At 45.8% G+C, this 25,110-nt stretch carries 19 protein-coding genes; 8 read left to right on the top strand and 11 right to left on the bottom strand.

Features of this window, described 5'->3' with window-relative positions; all coding sequences use genetic code 11:
- The 3 genes from mukF to mukB are packed head-to-tail and all read left to right on the top strand — an operon-like array spanning position 1 to position 6,495.
- The gene (gene mukF / locus TW81_RS09010) at positions 1-1,335 is read left to right on the top strand and encodes a chromosome partition protein MukF (protein WP_045955382.1); all 1,335 of its coding nucleotides are present in this window, start codon (positions 1-3) and stop codon (positions 1,333-1,335) included.
- Complete coding sequence (gene mukE, locus TW81_RS09015; protein ID WP_045955383.1) at positions 1,316-2,041, top strand: chromosome partition protein MukE; 726 nt, start codon at positions 1,316-1,318, stop codon at positions 2,039-2,041. The genes mukF and mukE overlap by 20 nt, the downstream gene beginning before the upstream one ends.
- Positions 2,038-6,495 carry a chromosome partition protein MukB gene (gene mukB, locus TW81_RS09020; RefSeq protein ID WP_045955384.1) on the top strand — a complete coding sequence of 1,486 codons (4,458 nt, stop codon included), beginning with the start codon at positions 2,038-2,040 and terminating at the stop codon, positions 6,493-6,495. The genes mukE and mukB overlap by 4 nt, the downstream gene beginning before the upstream one ends.
- Before the next feature lie 132 nt (positions 6,496-6,627).
- Here the strand turns inward: mukB and TW81_RS09025 are convergent, their stop codons facing one another.
- The 6 genes from TW81_RS09025 to TW81_RS09050 all read right to left on the bottom strand — a co-directional run bounded on the left by TW81_RS09025 (position 6,628) and on the right by TW81_RS09050 (position 12,893).
- Entirely contained in the window at positions 6,628-7,617 is a 990-nt protein-coding gene (locus TW81_RS09025; protein WP_045955385.1) for an alpha-L-glutamate ligase-like protein, read from the bottom strand.
- A gap of 2 nt (positions 7,618-7,619) precedes the next feature.
- The gene (locus TW81_RS09030) at positions 7,620-9,125 is read right to left on the bottom strand and encodes an inactive transglutaminase family protein (protein ID WP_045955386.1); all 1,506 of its coding nucleotides are present in this window, start codon (positions 9,123-9,125) and stop codon (positions 7,620-7,622) included.
- A gap of 14 nt (positions 9,126-9,139) precedes the next feature.
- The gene (locus TW81_RS09035; RefSeq protein WP_045955387.1) at positions 9,140-9,886 is read right to left on the bottom strand and encodes an ATP-dependent zinc protease family protein; all 747 of its coding nucleotides are present in this window, start codon (positions 9,884-9,886) and stop codon (positions 9,140-9,142) included.
- Positions 9,887-10,113: 227 nt separating this feature from the next.
- Positions 10,114-11,085: a tRNA 5-methoxyuridine(34)/uridine 5-oxyacetic acid(34) synthase CmoB gene (gene cmoB, locus TW81_RS09040; RefSeq protein ID WP_045955388.1), complete on the bottom strand. Its 972-nt coding sequence runs from the start codon at positions 11,083-11,085 to the stop codon at positions 10,114-10,116.
- 90 nt (positions 11,086-11,175) lie between these two features.
- The gene (cmoA, locus tag TW81_RS09045; RefSeq protein WP_045955389.1) at positions 11,176-11,913 is read right to left on the bottom strand and encodes a carboxy-S-adenosyl-L-methionine synthase CmoA; all 738 of its coding nucleotides are present in this window, start codon (positions 11,911-11,913) and stop codon (positions 11,176-11,178) included.
- 113 nt (positions 11,914-12,026) lie between these two features.
- Positions 12,027-12,893 carry a DUF72 domain-containing protein gene (locus TW81_RS09050; protein ID WP_045955390.1) on the bottom strand — a complete coding sequence of 289 codons (867 nt, stop codon included), beginning with the start codon at positions 12,891-12,893 and terminating at the stop codon, positions 12,027-12,029.
- A 274-nt stretch (positions 12,894-13,167) separates the two neighbouring features.
- On the opposite strand from TW81_RS09050, the gene aspS reads away from it, so the two are divergent.
- Both aspS and TW81_RS09065 read left to right on the top strand, forming a co-directional pair.
- Positions 13,168-14,946, top strand: coding sequence for an aspartate--tRNA ligase (aspS, locus tag TW81_RS09060; RefSeq protein ID WP_045955392.1), 1,779 nt, complete (start codon positions 13,168-13,170; stop codon positions 14,944-14,946).
- Positions 14,947-15,070: 124 nt separating this feature from the next.
- On the top strand, positions 15,071-16,105 hold the full coding sequence (locus tag TW81_RS09065; RefSeq protein WP_045955393.1) for a GGDEF domain-containing protein: 1,035 nt from the start codon (positions 15,071-15,073) through the stop codon (positions 16,103-16,105).
- 18 nt (positions 16,106-16,123) lie between these two features.
- Here TW81_RS09065 and TW81_RS09070 read toward each other — a convergent pair whose 3' ends face one another.
- Positions 16,124-16,819 (bottom strand): pseudouridine synthase, encoded by a 696-nt coding sequence (locus tag TW81_RS09070; RefSeq protein WP_045955394.1) that lies wholly within the window; start codon positions 16,817-16,819, stop codon positions 16,124-16,126.
- Between the two features lie 293 nt (positions 16,820-17,112).
- Between TW81_RS09070 and TW81_RS09075 the strand changes: the two genes are divergently transcribed.
- The gene (locus tag TW81_RS09075; protein ID WP_045955395.1) at positions 17,113-19,335 is read left to right on the top strand and encodes an NADP-dependent isocitrate dehydrogenase; all 2,223 of its coding nucleotides are present in this window, start codon (positions 17,113-17,115) and stop codon (positions 19,333-19,335) included.
- Between the two features lie 87 nt (positions 19,336-19,422).
- On the opposite strand, the gene cspD is transcribed toward TW81_RS09075, so the two are convergent.
- Positions 19,423-19,644, bottom strand: coding sequence for a cold shock domain-containing protein CspD (gene cspD / locus TW81_RS09080; protein ID WP_045955396.1), 222 nt, complete (start codon positions 19,642-19,644; stop codon positions 19,423-19,425).
- Between the two features lie 462 nt (positions 19,645-20,106).
- On the opposite strand from cspD, the gene clpS reads away from it, so the two are divergent.
- On the top strand, positions 20,107-20,427 hold the full coding sequence (gene clpS / locus TW81_RS09090; protein ID WP_045955398.1) for an ATP-dependent Clp protease adapter ClpS: 321 nt from the start codon (positions 20,107-20,109) through the stop codon (positions 20,425-20,427).
- 41 nt (positions 20,428-20,468) lie between these two features.
- Complete coding sequence (gene clpA / locus TW81_RS09095) at positions 20,469-22,739, top strand: ATP-dependent Clp protease ATP-binding subunit ClpA (protein WP_045955399.1); 2,271 nt, start codon at positions 20,469-20,471, stop codon at positions 22,737-22,739.
- Between the two features lie 66 nt (positions 22,740-22,805).
- On the opposite strand, the gene TW81_RS09100 is transcribed toward clpA, so the two are convergent.
- The 3 genes from TW81_RS09100 to TW81_RS09110 form a co-directional block, all read right to left on the bottom strand.
- A complete protein-coding gene (locus tag TW81_RS09100; RefSeq protein ID WP_045955400.1) occupies positions 22,806-23,441 on the bottom strand; it encodes a YdcF family protein in 636 nt (211 codons plus the stop codon).
- Positions 23,442-23,458: 17 nt separating this feature from the next.
- Complete coding sequence (locus tag TW81_RS09105) at positions 23,459-24,280, bottom strand: NAD(P)H-binding protein (protein WP_045955401.1); 822 nt, start codon at positions 24,278-24,280, stop codon at positions 23,459-23,461.
- A 357-nt stretch (positions 24,281-24,637) separates the two neighbouring features.
- A complete protein-coding gene (locus TW81_RS09110) occupies positions 24,638-24,871 on the bottom strand; it encodes a TIGR02647 family protein (RefSeq protein ID WP_045955402.1) in 234 nt (77 codons plus the stop codon).
- Positions 24,872-25,110: the final 239 nt, after the last annotated feature.

The raw sequence follows: 25,110 nt of genomic DNA on the forward strand, positions 1-25,110 counted from the left end.
ATGAGTGAGATGACTCTAAATGCTGAACAGCCGATCGATGAATTGGTTAGCTGGGTAAAGCAGCATGATTTCTCATTGAACCTGACAACAGAGCGATTGGCATTTTTGATCGCGATTGCTGTGCTCAGTAATGAAAGGTTCGATGAAGAATTGGGTGAGGGTGAACTGCATGATGCATTCACTATCGTTACTCGATTATTTGAAGAGACGGGTGAGGCTTCATCATTTCGCGCTAACAATGCGATTAACGAAATGGTCAAGCAGCGACTTATCAGCCGTTTTACCAGTGAAATTAACGAAGGAGCGAGCATCTACCGCCTCTCTCCTTTGGCTATCGGGATTACCGACTATTACGTTCGTCACCGCGAATTTTCTAAACTGAAACTTTCTATTCAGCTTTCAATGGTTGCCGATGAGATGGCGAAAGCGATTGAATCTGCTCGTCAAGGCGGAACGGCGGCTCATTGGCGCAAAAACGTTTATGGTGTTTTGAAATATTCAGTGGGTGAGATTTTTGACCAGATTGATCTCAACCAACGCGTTATGGATGAGCAGCAACAGTCAGTCAAGCTACAGATCGCAGAGCTATTGAATAAAGATTGGCGTGACGCCATCAATAACTGTGAAGCCTTACTGTCAGAGACATCCAACACGCTACGAGAGCTACAAGATACGCTCCAAGCCGCTGGTGACGAGTTACAAACCCAACTTCTTGATATTCAGGAACTTGTTTATGGTGACGACGAGCTAGAGTTTATTGCAGAAACCTTGTTTGCGCTGCAAATGAAACTAGACCGCATCACCAGTTGGGGGCAACAAGCAATCGATCTGTGGATCGGTTACGATCGCCACGTACACAAATTTATTCGTACTGCGATTGATATGGATAAGAACCGAGCGTTCAGTTCGCGCCTACGCCAATCAGTCAAAGAGTACTTCGATATGCCTTGGTATCTGACTTACGCAGATGCCGAGCGTCTAATAGACCTTCGTGACGAGGCTTTGGTACTTCGCGATGACGAAGTCACTGGTCAAGTGCCACTTGAAGTGGAATACGAAGAGTTTCAACAGGTCAATGATGAGTTATCACAGCGCATTGGTAGCATGCTTAAAGTTCACAAAGAACAGGGTGCGCCAATTGACCTCGGATTGGTGTTACGTGATTACTTAGCACAGCACCCACAGACTCATCATTTTGATTTAGCCCGAATTGTTATCGATCAAGCAGTCAGACTTGGTTATTCAGAGTCAGACTATCAAGCTGTCCAGCCGGACTGGCAAGCGATCAACGAATTTGGTGCAAAGGTACAAGCAAATGTCATCGACCGATATTAATGAATACATGCCAGATAATCTGGCAAAGGCAATTTCAAACCCATTGTTCCCAGCGCTAGATAGCATGCTGCGTGCGGGGCGCCATATTTCAAGTGAAGATCTTGATAACCACGCGTTGCTATCTGATTTTGAAGTTGAATTATCTTCTTTCTACCAACGCTACAACACGGAGCTAGTGAAAGCACCTGAGGGCTTTTTCTACCTGCGACCTCGCTCGACTTCGTTAATTGGTCGCAGCGTATTATCTGAGCTCGATATGCTGGTCGGTAAGGTTTTGTGTTTCCTTTATCTCAGTCCAGAGCGTTTGGCTCATGAAGGCATCTTCACCAACCAAGAGCTATACGAAGAGCTGCTGGCGCTTGCTGATGAAGCCAAACTCATGAAGCTGGTCACCAACCGTGCAACAGGCTCCGATCTCGACAAAGAAAAGTTGTTTGACAAGGTTCGTACCTCGTTACGTCGTCTACGCCGCTTAGGAATGATCATTAATATCGGTGAAACAGGGAAATTTAGCATCAGTGAATCGGTATTTCGTTTTGGTGCTGACGTACGTGTCGGCGACGATATGCGTGATGCACAGCTACGACTTATTCGCGATGGTGAAGCTGTGGTTCACACCAAAGAACCGAGCCAAGGTAGCCTGTTAGAGAGCACCCAAGGCGACGATAGTGATGAACAAGAATTGATAGAAGAGGGTGAAGCATGATTGAAAGAGGTAAGTATCAATCGCTAACCATGATCAACTGGAACGGCTTCTTTGCGCGTACTTTTGATATCGATGGACTTGTCACTACGCTTTCGGGCGGTAATGGCGCGGGTAAGTCAACTACGATGGCAGCCTTCATTACCGCTTTGATTCCTGATCAAACCTTGCTTCACTTCCGTAACACAACAGAAGCGGGCAGTAGTCAATCTTCTCGCGACAAAGGTTTATACGGTAAGTTGCAGGCGGGCGCATGTTACGCGGCACTCGATGTTGTTAACTCGCGTAATCAGCGTTTGCTGTTTGCGGTCAAGCTTCAGCAAGTGGCAGGGCGTGACAAGAAGGTCGACATAAAACCGTTTGTTATTCAAGGTTTGCCAAGTCATATTAAACCCACCGATGTGCTGATTGAAAGTGTCTCAGATACTCAAGCGCGCGTGCGCCAAATTAACGAAGTGAAAGAGTCGATTGGCCAAATCGAAGGTGTGCAGTTTAAAGCCTTCTCTTCCATTGTTGATTACCATGCTCAGATGTTTGAATTTGGGGTCATTCCGAAGAAACTGCGTAACTCAAGCGATCGCTCAAAATTCTATCGCTTAATCGAAGCCTCATTATACGGTGGTATCTCCAGTGCGATTACGCGCTCACTAAGAGATTACCTCTTGCCACAAAATGGCGGGGTCAAGAAAGCGTTCCAAGATATGGAGTCTGCGCTGCGTGAGAACCGTTTGACCCTTGAGGCGATTAAAACGACCCAAGCAGATCGCGATTTGTTCAAGCATTTGATTACCGAATCGACCAATTATGTCGCGGCAGATTATATGCGCCATGCGAATGATCGTCGCAACAAACTCGAACAAACTTTGTCTTTGCGTTCTGAGCTATTTAGCTCGCGCGAGACCTTGATTGAACAAAACAGCTTACTTAATCGTGTTCATGAAGAGCTTGAGTTGTTGGTCGAGTCAGAATCTGGATTAGAACAAGACTATCAAGCGGCTTCTGACCACCTGCAACTGGTGCAAAATGCACTGCGTCAGCAAGAAAAAATAGAGCGCTACCAAGATGATTTGCAAGAGCTTCAAGAGCGCCTTGAAGAGCAGATGATGGTGGTCGAAGAAGCACAAGAACGTGTGATAATGGCTGAAGAGCAAGCGACTGTTTCTGAAGAAGAAGTAGACAGTTTAAAGACTCAGCTTGCCGATTATCAGCAAGCGTTAGACGTGCAGCAAACTCGTGCTCTACAATATCAGCAAGCGATTCAAGCGTTGGATAAAGCCAAGCAACTATTGCAAAACGAGGAACTAACGGCTGAGTCAGCCCATGCGTTGGTGACACTGTTAAAGGATGAAGAAGCCGAAAGCACTAACCAGCTACTCGCGACCAAACACAAGCTTGATATGTCGTCTGCGGCAGCAGAGCAATTTGAGTCTGCACTAGCGTTGGTCACCAGCATCGTTGGTCATACTGAACGTAGCGAAGCGTCACAGGCGGCAAAAGAAGCGCTTCAGCAAGGTCGGGAAGCTCAACAACTGGTACAGAACGAGCAGCAATGGCGCGCGCAACATCGTGATGTTGAACGTCGTTTGCATAATCAGCGTCAGACTCAAGAGCTGGTTGCGGAGTATCAAAAACAGCACCGTATTGAGCTTGTCGATGAGCTGACCTTTGAGCAGGAGCGCGAGCGTCATGCGCTGCAAATCGAATCACTGGAAATGGCGCAGGAAGAAGTACGTGAACAGCGCAGCGAGCAGCGTCGTCTAGAACAAGATGCGTCGGCACAAATTAAAAAGCTCGAAGCGATTGCACCAACTTGGATTGCCGCACATGATGCGCTAGAAGCGTTGCGTGAGCAAAGTGGCGCTGATCTTTACGACAGCCAATCTGTGATGAGTCATATGCAGGTTGTGCTTGAGCAAGAGAAGCAACAGTCGCTTGCGAAAGACAGACTGGCTCAACGCCGCACGGCGCTCGAAAATGATATTGAGCGTTTGGCGTCGCCGGGTGGGTCAAACGATCCGCGTCTGAAAGGCTTGGCAGATACCCTTGGTGGTGTTTTGCTGTCTGAAATCTATGATGACATTACAATTGATGATGCGCCTTATTTCAGTGCCATGTACGGCCCTGCGCGTCACGCGATTGTGGTCTCTGACCTTTCTGGCATTGAAGAGAAGTTAGTCGAGCTTGATGACTGCCCAGACGATCTTTACATCATCGAAGGTGACGTCGACGCATTTGACGACAGCTCATTTGATGCTGAGGAGCTTGAAGGTGCAGTATGTGTTCGTATGAACGAGCGACAACTGCGCTACTCGCGTTTGCCACAGATCCCGTTGTTTGGCCGTGCAGCACGTGAGCAGCGCCTTGAGTTATTGCGTAGCGAGCGTGAGGAAGTGGTTGAAGAGCACGCCAAAGCTGCGTTCGACTCGCAAAAGCTTCAGCGCTTGTACCAAGCATTTAACAGCTTTGTTGCGAAACACATCCAAGTGGCGTTTGAAGCGGATCCTGAGCAAGCGTTAGACACTGAGCGTGATAAACGTAACCAGCTAGTTCGTGTTCTTACTGAACTTGATGCCAAGGAGCAGCAGCAACGTAGCCAACTGCTCGCCAGCAAGCAAGCGCTTACCGCGTTAGATAAAATTGCACCAAATATGGCGTTGATTGAAGATGATGCCCTCTCTGGTCAGTTTGAAGAGTTAGAACAGAATCTGGCTAAATTGACTGAGGCGAAGTCATTCTTATCCAATCATGCTAAAGCACTTAATCAACTTGAGAACATTGCCTCTGCGCTAGAGACCGATCCACAGCAATTTGATGCGCTGAAAGCTGAATACCAAGCAGCCGACCAAAAGCTTCAGCAACTTAAGAAACAGATTTTTGCCGTATCTGATCTGGTTGAGCGTCGTCATTACTTCGCTTACTCTGATTCCGTTGACTTGCTCAATCAGAGCAGTGAGCTTAGTGAACAGCTAAAAGCAAAGCTTGTTGAAGCTGAACGAGCACGTACTCGAACTCGTGATGAGCTCAAGCAAGCCCAAAGTCAGATGAACCAATACAACCAAGTATTGGCTTCACTTAAGAGTTCGCACCAAGCGAAACTCGAAACAGTTCAGGAATTCAAACATGAGCTGCAAGAGTACGGTGTGACGGCTGATGAAGGCGCGGCTGAGCGCGCGATGCGTCGTCGTGATGAGTTGCAAGAGCGTCTGCATACCTCGCGTTCACGCAAGAGTGAATATGAGCGCACCATCACCGCTACTGAGCTTGAAATGAAAGCGCTCGCTAAACGCGTGAAAAAAGTGGAGAAAGAGTATGTTGAGTTGCGCACCTTTGTCGTTGCTGCTAAAGCGGGTTGGTGCTCAGTACTGCGCCTTGCGCGCGAAAACGATGTCGAGCGCCGTTTACACAAACGCGAGCTGGCTTATCTGTCAGACAATGAGCTTCGTTCAATGTCAGATAAGTCGCTTGGCGCACTTCGCCTAGCGGTTGCAGACAACGAAGATTTGCGTGATGCGCTTAGGTTGTCTGAGGACAATGCGCGTCCAGAGCGTAAAGTTCTGTTCTACATTGCCGTATACCAGCACCTGCGCGAACGTATCCGCCAAGATATTATCCGTACCGATGACCCGGTTGAAGCGATTGAAGAGATGGAAGTTGAGCTGGCTCGATTAACTGAAGAACTGACTCAACGTGAGAATCGCTTAGCGATCAGTTCTGATTCGGTTGCGAGTATCATCAAGAAAACGATCCAACGTGAGCAAAACCGCATTCGTATGCTCAACCAAGGCTTGTCTAATATCTCGTTCGGTCAGGTGAAAGGTGTGCGCTTGAACGTTAAGATCCGTGAAAGCCACGAAGTGCTTCTAAACGGCTTATCTGCGCAGCAAGAACAGCATAAAGATTTGTTTGAGTCATCACGCTTTACTTTCTCTGAAGCGATGGCGAAATTGTTCCAGCGCGTGAATCCTCATATCGATATGGGCCAGCGCTCACCGCAAGTACTTGGTGAAGAGCTATTGGATTACCGTAACTACTTAGAGCTCAGTGTTGAAGTCAATCGTGGCTCTGATGGTTGGTTACAGGCGGAATCTGGTGCACTTTCAACCGGTGAGGCGATTGGTACTGGTCAGTCTATTTTGTTGATGGTTGTTCAAAGCTGGGAAGAAGAATCGCGTCGTTTACGTAGTAAAGATATCGTTCCGTGTCGCTTACTCTTCCTTGACGAAGCCGCGCGTCTTGATGCTAAGTCAATTTCGACTCTGTTTGAATTGTGTGACCGTTTGGACATGCAACTCCTTATTGCTGCGCCTGAAAACATTAGTCCAGAGAAAGGTACCACCTACAAGCTAGTACGTAAGGTGTTCAAAGATCATGAACATGTTCACGTGGTTGGCTTACGAGGTTTTGGTCAAGATAAGAAGACCAGCAGTGACGTGCAGCAATTGGTTGAAGAGGTGTAAATGTTGCTAAAAATGCCCGCTATGTTAGCGGGCATTTATTTATAACGATTAGATGTAAATAGTACGATGACGAAAATTTCACATCGTTCAAGCCAATAAATAGCCCGCAAGTTGCGGGCTATTTTATTGAGTTTAGACGGTTAATTCTTTAGCGAATATACCAAACTGTCTTGCCGCATATGCGACACGTTCTTCCGGTGTCGGGTAGCGCACACCAATACCGAGATTCTCGATATGATGAAGCCTCGGCAATAACCCAGCGCCGTTGGCAATTTGAATCGCAAGTCCAGGGCGGGCATTCAGCTCCAGAACCATCGGGCCTTCTTCTTTATCCAAAACCATATCAGTACCCATGTAGCCAAGGCCTGTCATCTCCCAAGCGCTAGACGCGAGAGTTAACAGACGTTCCCAATGTGGAACTTGTAGGGTCGCTAGCTCCTTTCCGGTATCAGGGTGGTGGGTAATCGGTTGGTCGAATTGCACCGCTCTTACTGCACGTCCTGTGGCGATATCAATACCAACGCCAACCGCACCTTGGTGTAAGTTAGCTTTGCCATCGGAGGCCGCAGTAGAGCAGCGCATCATGGCCATCACTGGGTAGCCTTTAAAGACGATGATACGAACGTCAGGCACCCCTTCGTAACTAAAACCATCAAAGCAATCATCAAACTTAATTAGGTTCTCAACCACGGCGACATCATTTTTTCCGCCCAGAGAGAACAGACCTGCCAAGGCATTACTGATATGGCGCTCGACATCTTCTTGATTAATCGTTGAGCCTGAAGGTTTAGTATAAACGCCATCTTTGTGGGAAGTGATGACTAAAATACCTTTACCACCACTTCCTTGAGCGGGCTTGATAACAAAACCTGGCCACTCTTTCACCATGTTATGAATGGTTTTGACTTCCGCTTGGTTACTAATCACACCGATTAGTTGAGGCGTCGTCGCGCCATGATGTTGAGCGATGATTTTTGTCTTAAGCTTGTCGTCCACCAACGGATATTTCGAGCGGTCGTTATACCGCCCGATATAACTATGGTTACGCTGGTTCATCCCCATAATGCCCTTGTGGCGAAGTTTACCGGGCGAGGTAAATTTAGAGGTAAAACTGGAAAACATGTTTAGTCCTCCGCTAGGGGTTTAAAGCGACGAAGCTCTGTTAGGCGGTAGCCTGTGTATGTTCCGAGTAACAAAATACCGCCTAGCACGATGAGCTGCAGACCGATAAAGTTAAACGTTAAGTGTTGAATGAACGGATTGGTCATCGCAAGGTAAACCAACACAGCGGTCAGCAGTGAACCACCACCTTGTAGCACAACTTCTTTCGCGCCTTCTTCTTCCCATAGAATCGACATACGCTCGATTGTCCATGACAGAATAATCATCGGGAAGAAGGTAATCGATAGACCTTCAGTCAGACCAATCTTAAACGCGACAACGGTAAATACAGAGATGATCATGATAACGGTAATGATCACTGCAGATATCCGGGCCACTAGCAACAAATTGAGTTTTGACAGGTAGCTTCGAATCACCAGACCTGTACCGACAATCAGCAAGAAGCCAACGATACCAGTAACCAGTTGCGTCTGAACGAATGCAACCGCGATAAGCACTGGCATGAAAGTACCAGACGTCTTAAGGCCGATAATCACGCGCAAGAACACCACGATAAGCGCACCAATCGGAATCAGCATGATGGTTTTAAACATTGCTTGTTCTTCAAGTGGCAAGCTGTGAATCGAGAAGTTTAGTAGTCCATCTGCTTCGACTTTATCTTGTGTGGCTTGCGAAGGCGAGACTTCTTGAACAATCATAGAGAAGTGAACTTGACTATTCTGTCCACCAATCAAGTCGAGCAGAGATACGTTTGATTCATCCCAAACTAAAATGTTTTCTTTAAAAAGTTGGCCAGGATTGCTTGGGTTAAACAGAATCCATTGCTTCCCGTCCCAAACTTGGTTCATCTGCTGAATAGTCTGACGACGACGGCCATCTTCAAGTTCGATAACCCCAACCAGCTTGCTTGGGATTTTTGCGTAGGCAAGTATGTTATCAACCGCTGCCACTTTCGACATATTATTCAAAATAAGCGATGAATTTTGGCTGTCAGGATCGTTGAGTGATTTTATCAATTCGCGCGTAAAAGTAATGTCATCCGCTGAACGCTCATTTGCGCGCTCAATTAACGCAATGGCGGCGGCTTCAACTGGTCCGTCAAAGGTTGGTGGGTTGATTTCTTTGCTAGGCTCAAGCGGCTCTACGTTGGCTTGCGGATCAACGAGGAACTGAGTTTTGTAGTAAATAGTTTGTGGCCCTGATGCATTGCGAATCGACCATTCAGCTCTACGACCAGTGTCTGTTTGAACGTAAGAGACACCGTAACCTGGTGACGATGATGACTCACTGATTAGGGTGAAGCCTGATTGAGTATGTGGAGCGGCTAGAGATGCCTTAACTGGCTTATCTTGGCCGTTAAATTCAATTCGAGCTTCAATATCCCAGACTTGTCGAGTTTCACCTGGTGTCCAAGGAACACCGTAATTTTGGTGACGAAAGATGCTTAAAGCGATACCAGCCGCAATGATCAAAGCAACCGATATGTAGAAGGGGATTTTAGACGTCATAAGCCTACGCTACCTTATTGTTTCTGAGGGACTTGCGTGTGGATATATTGTTTACTGACATCCACAACGGCAATATCGCGAATAAATTCGCGACCTAAAAGTACAGGATGACTCATTTGAGAACGATCTGCCAAGGTAAATTGCGCTTTTTCATGGATTTTTCCCAGCCTAACCCACAATTCAACCACGATTCGTCGTTCGACGTTTTCATTTGTTGACTGACGTATTTTCACAAAGCGTGTAATCGGTGCTTCGATCCAGTTTGAATCATCAAGTTTTTTTTCACCATCGGAAAGGTGGAAGCGAACCCAGTTATTGCCATTGCGTTCGAACTGTTCGATATCAATGGCGTTAAGCGATGAGGTTGCTGCTCCCGTATCAACTCGAGCATCAAAGGATTGTTTGATGGAATCAATCGTGACTTTCTCAACTTCACCGAGCAAGATTTCATGTGAAGGCAGCGCTTGGGCCGAGGGCACTTCGGCCGCAACAACTGGCGATTTCTGTTGGCGCGCCTGCTCACGCGTAGCCGCTTTGAGCGCTAAAACCTGTTGTTCAAGCTCTCCAACTTGGTATTGAAGACCTTCAATATATTCAGATTGCTGATTGAGCTGAGAGTGCAGGCTTGCGTACTGGCTGGTGAGGTTTTCTTCAGAGGCTTGAATCGCGGCTAATGTTTCAAAATGATATTGCTCGCTATTTGTAAGAGTACAACCAGATAACAGCATGAGTGCCACAATAGGGGTAAATCTTGTCAACATTAATCAACCTGAAGGTAGTTAAAACACTAAGTAAATGAGAAGTTCAACGTATTGGTTTTATCACAAACAAGCAGCACCCGCTGCCCAAGTTTCAAATAGTGAAATACAGAGGAATACGCGAAAAAAACAAGGATGCCGAGCATCCTTGATATTGTATTGGTGATTGCGCTGAATAGAAACGAATTACCATGTGAGTTGAGTTAACTCTCTGTCAATTAGTGGTGAATCTAGGGTTTGGTTGCGACTAGCACTGCACGGCGAGGCGCTGGGTGACCTTCAACGGTTTTACTTGGATCGTTGGGGTCTAAGTAGTCAGGTAGCGAGTTGTGGGTCATCCATTCTGTTGTACGTTGTTCACCTGTGGTGGTGGTGTTTTCATCTACAATACGAACGTTTTCGAAACCAACTTGTTCTAACCACACTTTCAGTGCCTTCGCTGACGGAAAGAAGTAGACGTTGCGCATTTGAGCGTAACGATCAACCGGAACCAGAACCGAGGTTTCGTCGCCTTCGATCACTAAGGTTTCTAATACCAGCTCGCCGCCCGATACGAGTTGGTCTTTAAGTTGAATTAAGTGATCCAGTGGCGAACGACGATGATACAAAACACCCATGCTAAACACGGTATCGAATGCTTCGAGCTTAGGTAATTGTTCAATACCCAGCGGCAACAAATGTGCGCGCTGGTTGTCGCCCATTAACTTGCGTACTGCTTCAAACTGAATGAGAAAAAGGTGTGAGGGATCGATGCCAACACATAGACGCGCTCCTTCGCCGAGCATACGCCACATGTGGTAGCCGTTGCCACAACCGACATCAAGTACACTTCGGTTAGTTAATGGTGAAATGTGCGGTAAGACACGATCCCATTTCCAGTCACTTCTCCACTCGGTATCAATGTGGATACCGTGCAAATGGTAAGGCCCTTTACGCCACGGATGAAAAGTGCGTAATAGGCTTTCAAGTTTCTTCAATTCACCCGTGTGGAAGGGGGTATCATTGGCGATGGTGACGGAGTTTTTTAAATCAACCTGATCTGGCGAACCTTCTGGAATCTTGTTAAGTGCTTTTAACCAACGGCCGAAATCCCCATGTTCTGCATTCTGCCATTCTGTTAGCTGCTGAGGCAAAACATTGAGCCAAGGTTGAAGACGCGTGTCTGCGGCAATGAGCTGATAAAAATTAGCAAAATTGAACATGAAGTAAAGTTCCTAGATTTGAGTGCCTAGTCCCTAGAGAGTAATGATTGCTAGTGCCTCTAGGGAATAGGCGCTAGCAACTAAAAATTTCTACTTGATTGCGAACATAGAGCCGAAGTTAAAGCATTGGAACCAGACATCAAAACTACTAAAACCGATTTTAGCGAAACGTTCTTTGTGCTCTTTTTTTGAGTCGGGGCGCATTACATTTTCAATCGCGCTGCGCTTTTGACTGATTTCAAGTTCGCTGTAGCCATTCGCTCGTTTAAAGTCATGATGAAGATCGATTAGCAGTTCATTTGAGGTCTGGTCTTCGAAGACAAATTTTTCAGACAAAATCAAAATGCCGCCAGGGCGTAAACCGGCATAGATTTTCTCAAGCAAGGTATGGCGATCTTCCGGCGATAAAAATTGCAAGGTAAAGTTGAGTACTACTACCGAGGCATTGTCGATTTCGATCTCGCGAATGTCAGCTTCAACCACATCGACTGGGGTATCGCTGCGGTAAGCATTAACGTGCAATTTACACCGTTCAACCATCGCTGATGAGTTATCTACTGCGATGATCTGACAACCTTCTTGTTTAATATGGCGACGCATCGATAGGGTAGCAGCACCAAGAGAACAACCCAAATCGTAGATATTGGAATGCGGCTTAACAAAGCGCTCAGCCAACATACCAATTGCTGAAATAATGTTGCTGTAACCCGGTACCGAGCGTTGAATCATGTCGGGAAAGACTTCTGCAACACGTTCATCAAAGGTGAAATCCCCAATTTTATCGATTGGAGCCGAAAAAATAGTATCTGGATTGCTGTCAGGGTTCATAACTCAGTTCTCTTAATGCGCTCAAAACAGAGTATTCAGCGCGCAACGGACATTAAAAAGGCGCGTATTTTATGTGAATTTCGCGCCCCTGTCATGTGCTGAACCTACTTCGACTAAAACATTGTTATTTGTGTATTGCCATCGACTGCCGGGAAAGCATTTAAGTCCGGCAAACTGACCCTAGATTGTAGCTGCTTATACAGGCTTGCTGCCAGTTCAGGGGCGACAATGTTGTCTGCTGTATGGATCATTACGTAGGGTTGAATACCTTGTTCAATCCATTGTGGTAGCTTCGCTAACCAAGGTGTAAAGAAAGAATAATTTGGTGTTTCGTCAGGGTGACCGATAAATCGAATCATTGGATTGTGCGCCGTAGCGATGGCATGAACAGGCACCTTAGGCTTCTTCAACTGCGCATCGATTATTGCTTCATTATCGGGTTTGGCCGCAAATACTGGGCGACTGTCCATAATGATGCGGTCATAACTTTTTTCTACTAGCCAGGCATTAAGCTCGCGCTCCGCATCGCCTTTGGCAAAGAACGCTGGATGGCGAACTTCAACACCGATAGGGTAGTTAGGTGGGAAGAAAGTACAAAACTGCTTGAGTCGCTCTAGGTGTTCAGGCCCAAATGCGGCAGGCAACTGAATCGTCCACTGGCCGATACGGTCATGCAGAGGCTCCATAATCGACATAAAGCTTTTTAGCTCACCATGACAACCTTTCAGCATTTGTTGATGAGTGATACTTTGTGGCAGTTTAAAGGTGAAGCGAAAATCATCGTGTGTAGCCGCGCGCCAGTTGTTGACTGTTACTGCATTCGGTGTGGCGTAGAAGGTGGTGTTGCCTTCCACGGTATGAAAAACGCGAGCGTATTTTTCCAGCCGCTCATTGGGCTTGGTGCCACTGCCATAGAAGCTTTGTTGCCAGTTATTGTGTGACCACATAGTCAGCCCAAGCCTGATGGGTAATCTATTCATAACTGCTGCTCGAATCTTTGGTTTCAAAAGGGTGAATGAGAGCTTTGCCGAACTACCCAGATTAGGGCTATAATCAGCGCCAATTTTTCATATTGCTGCTGTTTTGCGCCTTTGTTGGCTTAAAAAGCATCAATAGATAATAAATCGCAATAAATTGTACGCTAGGTAGTCGATCTCGACCCACTTTCAGCGTATAAATGGAACTTTGCTCTACAGGTAAACTTATCACCGATAGAGTGTAATCAACAAATTTTAAGAGATTGGGAAATTCATTATGCGTACCCATTACTGTGGTCACCTGAACAAGTCCCTTGCAGGACAAACTGTAGAACTTTGCGGCTGGGTTAATCGTCGCCGTGATTTAGGCGGTCTTATTTTTATCGATATGCGAGATCGTGAAGGCGTTGTTCAGGTAGTTGTCGATCCAGATATGGCCGATGCGTACGAAGTGGCTAACACACTGCGTAATGAATTCTGTATTAAGCTAACGGGTGAAGTTCGTGTTCGTCCGGATAGCCAAGTAAATAAGGACATGGCAACGGGTGAAGTTGAGATCATCGCCAAAGGTCTTGAAATCATCAACCGCTCAGACGTGTTGCCACTGGACTTCAACCAGAAAAACTCTGAAGAGCAACGTTTAAAATACCGTTACTTAGACCTGCGTCGTCCAGAAATGAGTGACCGAATCAAGCTACGTGCGAAAGCATCTAGCTTCGTTCGTCGTTTCCTAGATGACAACGGCTTCCTAGACATCGAAACACCAGTGCTAACCAAAGCGACGCCAGAAGGTGCGCGTGACTACTTAGTACCAAGCCGTGTTCACAAAGGCAGCTTCTACGCGCTTCCTCAATCTCCACAGCTATTCAAACAATTGCTAATGATGTCTGGCTTTGACCGTTACTATCAAATCGTTAAGTGTTTCCGTGATGAAGACTTGCGTGCTGACCGTCAGCCAGAATTCACTCAGATCGATATCGAAACGTCATTTATGACGGCTGATCAGGTACGTGAAGTGACCGAAAAAATGGTTCGCGACATGTGGCAAGAGCTGCTAAACGTTGACCTTGGCGAGTTCCCTGTTATGCCGTTTAGTGAAGCTATCCGTCGTTTCGGCTCTGACAAACCAGACCTACGTAACCCACTAGAGCTAGTCGATGTGGCTGACCTAGTAAAAGACGTAGAATTCAAAGTTTTCTCTGGCCCTGCAAACGATGAAAAAGGCCGTGTTGCGGTCATTCGTGTACCTGGCGGTGCTTCATTAACTCGTAAGCAAATTGACGGTTACGGTGAGTTCGTTGGTATCTATGGCGCGAAAGGTCTGGCATGGATGAAAGTTAACGACCGTGCTGCAGGCATGGAAGGTATCCAATCTCCAGTAGCGAAATTCCTCAACGAAGACGTGATCAACGCTATTCTTGACCGTACTCAAGCAGAGTCTGGCGATATCATCCTATTTGGTGCAGATAAAGCGAGCATCGTTGCAGAAGCTCTTGGTGCACTGCGCCTGAAACTAGGTAAAGACCTAGAACTAACCAACGAATCTGCATGGGCACCGCTATGGGTTGTTGACTTCCCTATGTTCGAAGAAGACGACGAAGGCAACCTACACGCAATGCACCATCCATTCACATCTCCTCTTGGTATGACAGCGGAAGAGCTAAAAACGAATCCAGCGGCAGCGAACTCAAACGCTTACGACATGGTTCTTAACGGTTATGAAGTGGGCGGTGGTTCAGTACGTATCCACAACGCAGAAATGCAAGCGGCGGTATTCGATATCCTAGGTATCGATGCAGCAGAACAACAACTGAAGTTCGGCTTCCTGCTGGATGCATTGAAATTCGGTACGCCTCCACACGCAGGCCTAGCATTCGGTTTAGACCGTCTGGTTATGCTGCTATGTGGTACAGAAAACATCCGTGACGTTATCGCATTCCCGAAAACAACCGCGGCTTCTTGTTTATTGACAGACGCACCAAGCCTTGCAAACCCAGCAGCGCTTGAAGAGCTAGCGATTGCAGTTACTGCAGCGAAAGAAAAAGACACAGAATAACCTTTGAGTTGCGTCTAAAATTTGAAAGCCGCTTGTTCCCAAGCGGCTTTTTTGTATTCAAGGCATGAACAATCTGTCTCACTGTGATAAAAGTACGCAATAGTTTTAATCTACAGATAAACCGATGAATAACGACCTGATTCAATGCAATGCTACCCAACAACTAAGGCGTAAAGTCTTAATTGGTATGTGTATCGTTCTAGGAGTAGCGGCGTTGCTTTTTGGCCTCAGTAACATTTTCTATTTTGGCCCGAGAGCAAAGGTGCTAGGCATGCTGGAGCTGGCATATTTTGCTGCTTCTTTGGCGATGTTAGTCCATATTTGGAGACGGAAGCAACCAAGTTGGTTTCTGATTTTTCATTGCGTTGTGCTCACATTTTTGATCTGTTTTGGAACTTACGTTAGCCGTATCGAAAGCTCGCTCTATCTTTGGGCTGTCGCTTTACCGACAGTGTTCTACTTGGCATTAGGCTTGCGGGTTGGGTTTTATTGGAGTCTGTCGTGTATGCTTCTCGAACTTGTCGCGTTGCATTTCGCTCTTCAAGAAACTGTGCTTGTCCGCTCTGCGGTGTTACTCAACTTTGTTTTGGCGTACATCTTTGTTTGGACTATCTCTCATGTCTATGAAGACAGTCGGGTTAAAGGGGTTGATAGGCTCAACGCTTTAGCTCATCAGGATGCGCTAACTGGAGCACAAAATCGTTTGTCGTTAGTGACAGCTTTCAAGCAAAGCCCTGCACAGTTGGAAGGCAGCTATCTGTTTACTTTAGATATCGATGACTTCAAGTCAATTAATGACAATTATGGCCACGCGGCTGGAGATGAAGTGCTCAAAGAGGTCGTGTATCGCTTAAGTCAGGTCGTCAGCCGCCAGCACATCTACCGAATGGGTGGTGAGGAATTTGTCGTTGTACTCACTGCCGAACGAGTCGATGAAGTCGGTGCCATTACTTTGGTTAAGCAATTGCAGAGTCGGGTGATGAAAACTCCGATTCGCTTTGAAGATATTGATATTAGCGTCACTTTCAGCGGCGGTTTAGAACAGTTCACTCAACAAGCTGGCTTGGATAAAACCTTGTCTAGAGCAGATAATGGATTGTATTTGGCGAAGAAATCTGGCAAGCAGTGTGCTTTTTATCAAGGGACAAGACTCTCTTGAACGGAGCAATTCAATTGCTTAGCTGAGCGAGATCTCTTTCCATTCACCGGGTTGCAATTGCCCCAGTTCAATGCCACCCATCGAATAACGGATCAGGCGCAATGTCGGAAATCCGATATGAGCAGTCATTCTCCGAACTTGGCGATTACGCCCTTCAATAATTGTAATGGCAAGCCAAGTCGTTGGAATATTGGCCCTAAAACGTACTGGTGGATTGCGTTGCCATACATTGGGTTCTGCAATCATTTCAACCTTAGCAGGCAATGTCATACCATCTTTTAGCTCAACACCTTTACGCAATTTATCTAGATCGGTTTCCGATGGCGCACCGTCGACTTGCACCCAATAGGTTTTTGGCGACTTTGATTTGGGCTGAGTAAGTTTGGCTTGCAAAATACCGTCATTGGTTAGCACCATCAAGCCTTCACTATCTCTATCCAATCGGCCTGCGGCGTAGACATCTTTGACTGGGACAAAATCAGCGAGGGTTTTTCTGCCTTGTCCGTCCGTGAACTGACTCAAGGTATCAAACGGCTTGTTGAACAAGATGACTTTGCGATCTTCAAGCGCAATCTTGGTTTTTGGCTTGATGGGTTTGTTGCGATTTTTTGCAGAGTAATTCTTGACGCTTTTACTTGAACCAGGATGTTTAAAACCCGAATTTCCACGTTGTTTAGACGCGTTTTTTGATTCACGTTGCGAACGTGGAGACATGTTAACTACCTTGCAAAAATGTAAACGGGGTGTGGGTAAAACTTTTAACTAGGCACGGAATAAGCTACCATTTGCGCGCCCAAAAACAGTAATGGCGGACAATATAATAGACTATTCTGCCAATTTTGTTTAATTATAACTAATCGCTCTCAAGGATGTCGCTGACACAGCGGCGAAAACATAAAGAGACGGTCAAATCGCAACAAGTGAGGGGATTATTCAAAACTTGTTAGCGGACACACTCACAGGACCCATCTTTAACAACGGTCCGGTTAGAACAATAGGGAAATTTCATGCCTACAGAAAAACCTACAATTATTTACACCATCACTGATGAAGCTCCTGCGCTAGCAACATACTCGTTATTGCCAATTATTCAATCCTTCACTGCTTCTTCAGGTATCAATGTTGACACTCGTGATATCTCTCTAGCTGGGCGTATTATTGCTAATTTCCCAGATTACTTAACAGACGAACAACGTATTGGTGATGCACTGGCTGAGCTAGGTGAGCTGGCAAAAACTCCAGAAGCAAACATCATCAAGCTGCCAAATATTTCAGCTTCAGTACCTCAATTGAGAGCGGCGATCAAAGAGCTACAAGAGAAAGGCTACAACTTGCCAAACTACCCAGATGAGCCAAGCACGTCTGAAGAAGAAGCGATCAAAGCAACTTACGATAAAATCAAAGGCAGTGCAGTAAACCCTGTACTTCGTGAAGGTAACTCTGACCGTCGTGCGCCGCTGTCAGTGAAAAACTATGCGAAGAAGAACCCACACTCAATGGGAGCATGGTCTGCGGATTCTAAGTCTCATGTTTCGAGCATGTCAGGCAACGATTTCTTCGGCAGCGAAAAATCTCACACTGTAGAAGGTGCGACGGACGTTAAGATTGAGTTTGTTGCAGCGGATGGTGCGGTGAAAGTACTCAAAGAGGCTTTCCCACTACAAGACAAAGAGATCATTGATAGTTCAGTCATGAACAAAAAGGCATTGGTTGAGTTTTTTGAAAAAGAAATCGCCGATGCGAAAGAGAAAGATGTACTGCTTTCACTGCATATGAAAGCTACCATGATGAAAGTATCAGACCCGGTCATCTTCGGTCATGCGGTTAAGGTGTACTACAAAGATGTGTTTGCTAAGTACGGAGAGCTGTTTGACGAGCTAGGTGTTGACGTCAATAACGGTATCGGTGACGTTTACGCGAAAATTCAAGCACTGCCTGCAGCGCAAAAAGAAGAGATCGAAGCAGCTCTACAAGCGGTCTACGCGGTTCAACCACCGCTAGCTATGGTTGACTCAGACCGTGGCATCACCAACTTACACGTACCAAGCGATATCATTGTCGATGCGTCAATGCCAGCAATGTTACGTTCTTCTGGCCAAATGTGGGGTCCAGATGGCAAACAGAAAGATACCAAAGCGATGATCCCAGATCGTAGCTACGCTGGAATCTACCAAGCCGTTATCGATTTCTGTAAAGAAAACGGTGCTTTTGATCCAACCACAATGGGCAGCGTGCCAAACGTAGGCCTAATGGCTCAAAAAGCGGAAGAGTACGGTTCGCACGACAAGACATTCATTCTTGATGCAGCAGGCACGGTCCGTGTTGTTGATGCTTCTGGTGCGGTTCTGCTGGAGCAAGCTGTGGAAGAGGGTGATATCTTCCGTATGTGCCAAGTGAAAGATGCGCCGATTCAAGATTGGGTGAAACTGGCTGTGACACGTGCTCGTGCAACAGGTGTTCCGGCTGTGTTCTGGTTGGACGAAAATCGTGCCCACGATGCGCAGTTAATTAAGAAAGTGAACGCCTACCTGCCAGATCACGATACTTCAGGTCTAGAGATCAAAATTTTAGCGCCATTAGAAGCGTGTATGTTCTCACTTGCTCGTATTAAAGATGGTCTAGACACTATCTCAGTAACTGGTAACGTACTGCGTGACTATCTGACAGACTTGTTCCCAATTCTTGAGCTAGGAACATCAGCGAAAATGCTGTCTATTGTTCCATTGATGAATGGCGGCGGTCTGTTTGAAACAGGTGCAGGTGGTTCAGCGCCTAAGCACGTTCAACAAGTGGAAAAAGAGAACCACCTACGTTGGGATTCGTTAGGTGAGTTCCTAGCTCTAGCTGCCTCTCTTGAGCACTTAAGCACAGTAACAGGTAACGCGAAAGCTCAGGTGCTGGCTGATGCGCTTGACAAAGCAACTGGTGATTTCCTCGATAATAATAAGTCACCTTCACGTCGTGTTGGCGAGCTGGACAACCGTGGCAGCCATTACTACCTAGCGACATACTGGGCACAAGCGTTGGCAGCACAGACGGTAGACGCTGATCTTGCCACTGAGTTTTCACCGATTGCTGAAGCACTGGCAGCAAACGAAGAGAAGATTGTTGCTGAGTTAAATGGAGCGCAAGGTGTTGCGGGTGAGCTAGGTGGTTACTACGCACCTGAATTTGCCAAAGTGGCGCCACTAATGCGTCCAAGCTCAGCACTGAATGCCATTATTGGTTAAGTTGAGTTTGACTGAACAATAAAAAAACCCGCCGAAAGGCGGGTTTCTTGTATTAAACGATTTCAACTTCATTGTCGTTGGCAGCGGTTATTTTGCTGGTTGAGTCTCAACCGGAACCACAGAGCTAGCGTGGTGGCCTTTCGGTCCTTCTTCGACTTCAAAACTCACTTGTTGGCCAGCTTTCAGAGTACGATAACCGTCCATTTGAATTGTGGAGTAGTGCGCAAACACATCTCCATCTTCTCCCTCTGGACAAATAAAACCAAATCCCTTGGCGTTGTTAAACCATTTTACTGTACCTGTAGCCATGCTATACATCCCTCATGCATTTTGTTACTGATGTTGTTAAGGTGTTTACACTTATTCCTTGTAAACAGAAAGTGAATTTTCATTCAGCCGCTGCCAAATTTTCAGTCACTAATTGACCAATGTAGCCAATGATTGTTCACAGTCAATAGGCAAAAGGTCTTATAGTCTACATATTTGCAATTAAATTACTTTTGAGATTTACATTTCTGTAACTAATAAAACGGTCAATCGCGCGAGTTTATTGAGGTCGTGAATGGTTTTTGGTTTCTTTTTAATCAATTAGATACAAGTTATCGTTTCAGCGAAATCTTTTATTTGCAGCGACTCAAATGCTGCATTAGTCTCTAAGTAAGGGCAAAATTTCTTCGACGTATTTTGTTCTAAATAGTAAGAACTAAATTCAAAACTTTCGCTCAATGAAGTGGTAAAATTAACAGAGATAAACAGCAACAACGATGAGTCATGAGCAAACATTTTGAGTGGGTTACGCCCGGTTCCGATCTACTGGAGTTAGAGAAAACAAAAGTTAAGCCACCATCCATGTATAACGTCGTATTAAACAACGACGATTACACCCCGATGGACTTTGTGATTGAAATCCTAGAACGTTTTTTTTCTATGGATATCGACAAGGCGACACAAGTGATGCTCAAAGTGCATTATGAAGGCAAAGCAATTTGTGGCACGTATACTGCAGAAGTTGCTGAGACCAAGGTAGCGCAGGTTACCCTATATTCTAAAGAGAATGAGCATCCTTTGCTTTGTACAATGGAACAGGCATAAAGCTTGTTCGAACAACTTAGTTGTTCATTAAGGAGGTACTTATGCTGAATAAAGAATTGGAGTCGAGTCTAAACGGCGCTTTTGCACGCGCCCGAGATAAAAGACATGAGTTTATGACCGTCGAGCACCTCCTGTTAGCATTGCTAGAAAACGATGCTGCTCGCGAGGCCCTGCAAGCGTGTCAGGCCGATATCGAATCCCTACGCGGGGAGCTCGATGTATTCATTGATCAAACAACGCCTCTCATCCCAGAGAACGACGAAACTCGCGAAACGCAACCCACTTTGAGTTTTCAACGCGTTTTGCAACGAGCTGTGTTCCATGTTCAATCTTCAGGACGTAGTGAAGTCACAGGTGCGAACGTGCTAGTGGCTATTTTTAGCGAACAAGAATCTCACGCCGCGTATCTGCTGAAGAAAAATGATATTAGCCGTCTCGATATTGTTAACTTCATTTCTCATGGAATTACCAAAGCATCTAGTTCGGGTGACGAGCACCCTTCTTCTGATTCTTTCGGTAGCGAAAGTGCAGAGGAGGCGGGTTCAGAAGAGCGCCTAGAAAGCTTCGCGACCAATCTTAACCAATTGGCAAAACAAGGCCAGATAGATCCCCTGATTGGACGAGACAAAGAGCTTGAAAGAACGATTCAGGTGCTGTGTCGTCGTCGTAAGAACAATCCACTATTGGTTGGGGAAGCAGGTGTTGGTAAAACCGCCATTGCAGAAGGGTTAGCGTGGCGAATTGTTGAAGGCCAAGTGCCAGAAATTATTGCCGATAGTGTGATCTACTCTCTGGATATTGGTTCGCTATTGGCAGGGACCAAATACCGTGGCGACTTTGAGAAACGTTTTAAAGCGATATTGAAGCAGCTTGAGAAAGAAGAAGACGCTATTCTATTTATCGATGAAATCCACACCATTATTGGTGCGGGGGCGGCATCGGGTGGTCAAGTTGACGCTGCAAACTTAATTAAACCTCTGCTAAGTAGCGGTAAGTTACGTTGTATCGGTTCAACTACCTACCAAGAGTACAGCAACATTTTTGAGAAAGAGCGTGCCTTGTCACGTCGCTTCCAAAAAATTGACATTGTCGAACCATCATTAGATGACACGACTAAGATCTTAATGGGTCTCAAACCTAAATATGAAGCGCATCATGAAGTTCGCTACACCAACAAAGCACTTCGTGCCGCGGTAGAGTTATCGGCGAAGTACATCAACGAGCGTCATCTTCCTGACAAAGCGATTGATGTTATTGACGAAGCCGGCGCGTGTAGTCGATTAGCGCCAGCAAGTCGTCGCAAAAAAACGGTAAGCGTTGCCGATATTGAGGCTATGGTTGCAAAAATGGCTCGGATTCCAGAGAAATCGGTCTCATCGTCAGATAAAGAAATTCTGCAAAATCTTGATAAGAAGATGAAAATGCTGGTGTTTGGTCAAGATGATGCGATTGATGTGCTGAGCGAAGCAATCAAGCTAACTCGTGCAGGCCTCGGTGCTGACAATAAGCCGGTTGGGTCGTTTTTATTTGCAGGCCCAACTGGGGTCGGTAAAACGGAGGTGACCGTCCAGCTATCTAAACTGTTAGGTATTGAATTGCTGCGTTTTGATATGTCGGAATATGGCGAGCGCCATTCTGTGAGCCGTTTAATCGGTGCACCTCCTGGTTATGTTGGTTATGACCAAGGCGGTTTGTTGACCGATGCTGTGATTAAGCATCCACATTCTGTTGTGCTGTTGGATGAAATTGAAAAAGCGCACCCAGATATCTTTAACTTATTGTTGCAAGTTATGGATAACGGGACGCTGACGGACAACAATGGACGCAAAGCCGATTTTCGCAACGTGATCTTAGTAATGACGACCAACGCGGGTGTTCAGGTGACAGAGAAAAAATCGATTGGCTTGATCCAACAAGATCACAGTCACGATGCGATGTCTGAAATCAAGAAAGTGTTCACGCCTGAGTTCCGTAACCGCCTTGATAACATCATTTGGTTCAATAGCCTAGATGAGCATGTCATTCACCAAGTGGTTGATAAGTTTATCGTAGAGCTTCAAGCGCAGCTTGATGTTCGTGGCGTATCACTTGAAGTGTCAGATGACGCTCGTCATTGGTTGGCATTGAAAGGCTACGATAAAGCTATGGGTGCACGTCCAATGGGTCGCGTAATCCAAGATGAACTTAAAAAACCGCTAGCGAACGAGCTGCTGTTTGGTTCACTGATAGATGGTGGTACGGTGAAGGTCGAATTAAAAGGTGACGAACTTAAGTTTAAGTACTTAAGTGAGAAGGAAGCGGCAATTCACTAACCGTGACTAAAAATGAAGCCAGAGCAAATGCTCTGGCTTTTTAATGCGTGTTTGAAAACTATGTGCTTAGACGAAGACATTCTTGAGCACTAAGTAAGACTCTTCAACCTCTTGTGGGATGATTTGCTCAGTCTGAAAGCCCAGTGCGGGGTAATTCTTAACACGTTCAAAATCGCCGAGCATAGCGGTCACCGTTGTTTCTATATCTATGTCTTCATTGAAATAATCGCAGAATTCGCATTTTGGCGAAGTCACATAAATCCGCTCATAGGGTGCTGGCCATTGTTTGCTAAATGTAGCCAGCGTCCGTCTTTCCATATAAGGTTTCTGCACTAAGATAAAGCTGCGTAGCTCTATTCCTAGCGTTTGAGTCAAGTTATAGGTGAACCTAACGTTTTCCCCTGTGTTGCTCGCTTGGTCTTCAATGATGATGCAATCTGCGGGAACATCCATATCGCGCGCGATGTGAGCAAAGGTTTGTGCTTCTGTTGATTCAAACACGCCTTCGGTCAGTCGGCCAATACCACCAGAAAAAATCAATTTGTCTGCCCAGCCTTCGAGAAAGAGTTGTGCAGCGTGCTCGGCGACTCTGACATCATTGCTTCCGAGCACAAAGATACAGTCAGATTTTTCAATCTTGTCTGAGAGCTGCATGTAAGACCATAGACGCTCGATATGTTGATACAGCTTAAGTTGACCCATAAATATCTCTCTGGTGATTACACAAGTTCTAACGTGTGTTTAAAATGGAAACGATAACCTAGTTCGCTGAGTTTATTGGCAACGATGCGTTTGTCGGCTTGTTGAGTTATCGGAGGCAACGGCTCTGCCGACCCTACCGCATTTAAGGCCGCCTGATAAAACTCAGCTTTGCTGACGGTATTGGGTGTTGTTGCGTTTACGGTTGTTGATATATCAGTAAGCGCCATAAAACTGATTGCTCCAATGGCATCTTGCAGATGAATCATATTTGCTGGTGCTTTCTGGCTAACTTGTTTCAGTTTGCTGGCAAATCTGGCTGGGTGACGATTCGGACCAACCAAACCACTACAGCGGACAATTGCGAAATTGAGTCCTGAACTAATGAGTGCCTCTTCAGCGCGTAGCATGATTGTACCATTATCACTAAAAAGGGGATTTTGCTCCGCTTGGGCTAAAGTCGCATCCTCTTCGACCATATCGGTGGCCAGTGATGGATACACAGTTGTTGAACTGACCATGACGACACGTTTGGCTTTACTCTCTTTAGCTGCTTCAATCAGAGCTTTCCAGTGATGCAGATACTGATCTCCAGCCCCTTTACGAAAACCGGGAGGAAAACAGCCAATAACGATTTCACTTGCTGTGGCTGTTAAGTGCTGACTCAGTTCTGTTGCGCCTTGATTTAAATCACATCTAAAACCGTCTACACCAGATTGCGTGAGCGCCTCAACACCTTCAGATGTTGTCTTACTAACGTAAACTTTGTGCCCGATAGAGGAAAGGTATTGACCTAGGGGCTTACCAAGCCAGCCACCACCAATAATTGAAATTGTTTTCATGCTATTTCCTATAAGCTCTCAGACTTAGTCGGCAACAAGGTATATTGCTCAGCAGTCTGTCGTGCAGAATTAAGCTACTTTTGCATGTCTTAAGGCTGACTACAAGGCGTAACCTAGAGTGAAATATTATCCGCTTAAACATACGCTTGTGGGGCTGGGTAATAATTGTGGCTGAAAGTGTGAAACTAAAGGGGGCTAAAAAAGGTTAGAAAGGGGATTTGTTGCGATACCACGCCAAGAGACTGGCGTGATATCAATGCAGAAAAAAAACATATTGCAGAACTAACATCGCGTAAGGAGCCATTGGAGCTCTCATTTCCTTTATGCCGACTTTTTCCGCTGAGCTTTGCTAATCATTCAGCTGGTCAGAACCCTCAGTGTTTTGTCGGCATGTTCGGCCATTTCGATACCTTCGTCAGTCAGGTAGCCCCCGTCTGGTAAAGTACACAGTCCTTTTTCATATAGGCGTTGTACCGCTTCTTGCATCTCTTTTGACGCATCATGATGGACTTTAATTCCTGTTGCGGAACTGCTGATATCAAATTGAAGCAAAAGGTTAAGTTCGGACATATGCTCAGGCGTAAATTTCATATTCGAATCCTTTTAGAAAGTTCTGTTTTCAACTTAATCATGAAGTTACTAATCGGCAATATTACAAGTTGAGAAGTGTTAGCTATCCCTTACTTTCTCTTACGGATTCACTAGGGTTGTTCAGGAGTTGCTCAATCTCAGTTTGATTGGATCAGAATCAAAGAATATTGTCAGAGACGCTATTTACCCCTGTTTAATATCGATTACGAATAATGGTTGTCTTTAATATAAGTAATGAA

Origin of the sequence: Vibrio galatheae (assembly GCF_000967545.1) — a bacterium.
GTDB classification, from domain to species: domain Bacteria; phylum Pseudomonadota; class Gammaproteobacteria; order Enterobacterales; family Vibrionaceae; genus Vibrio; species Vibrio galatheae.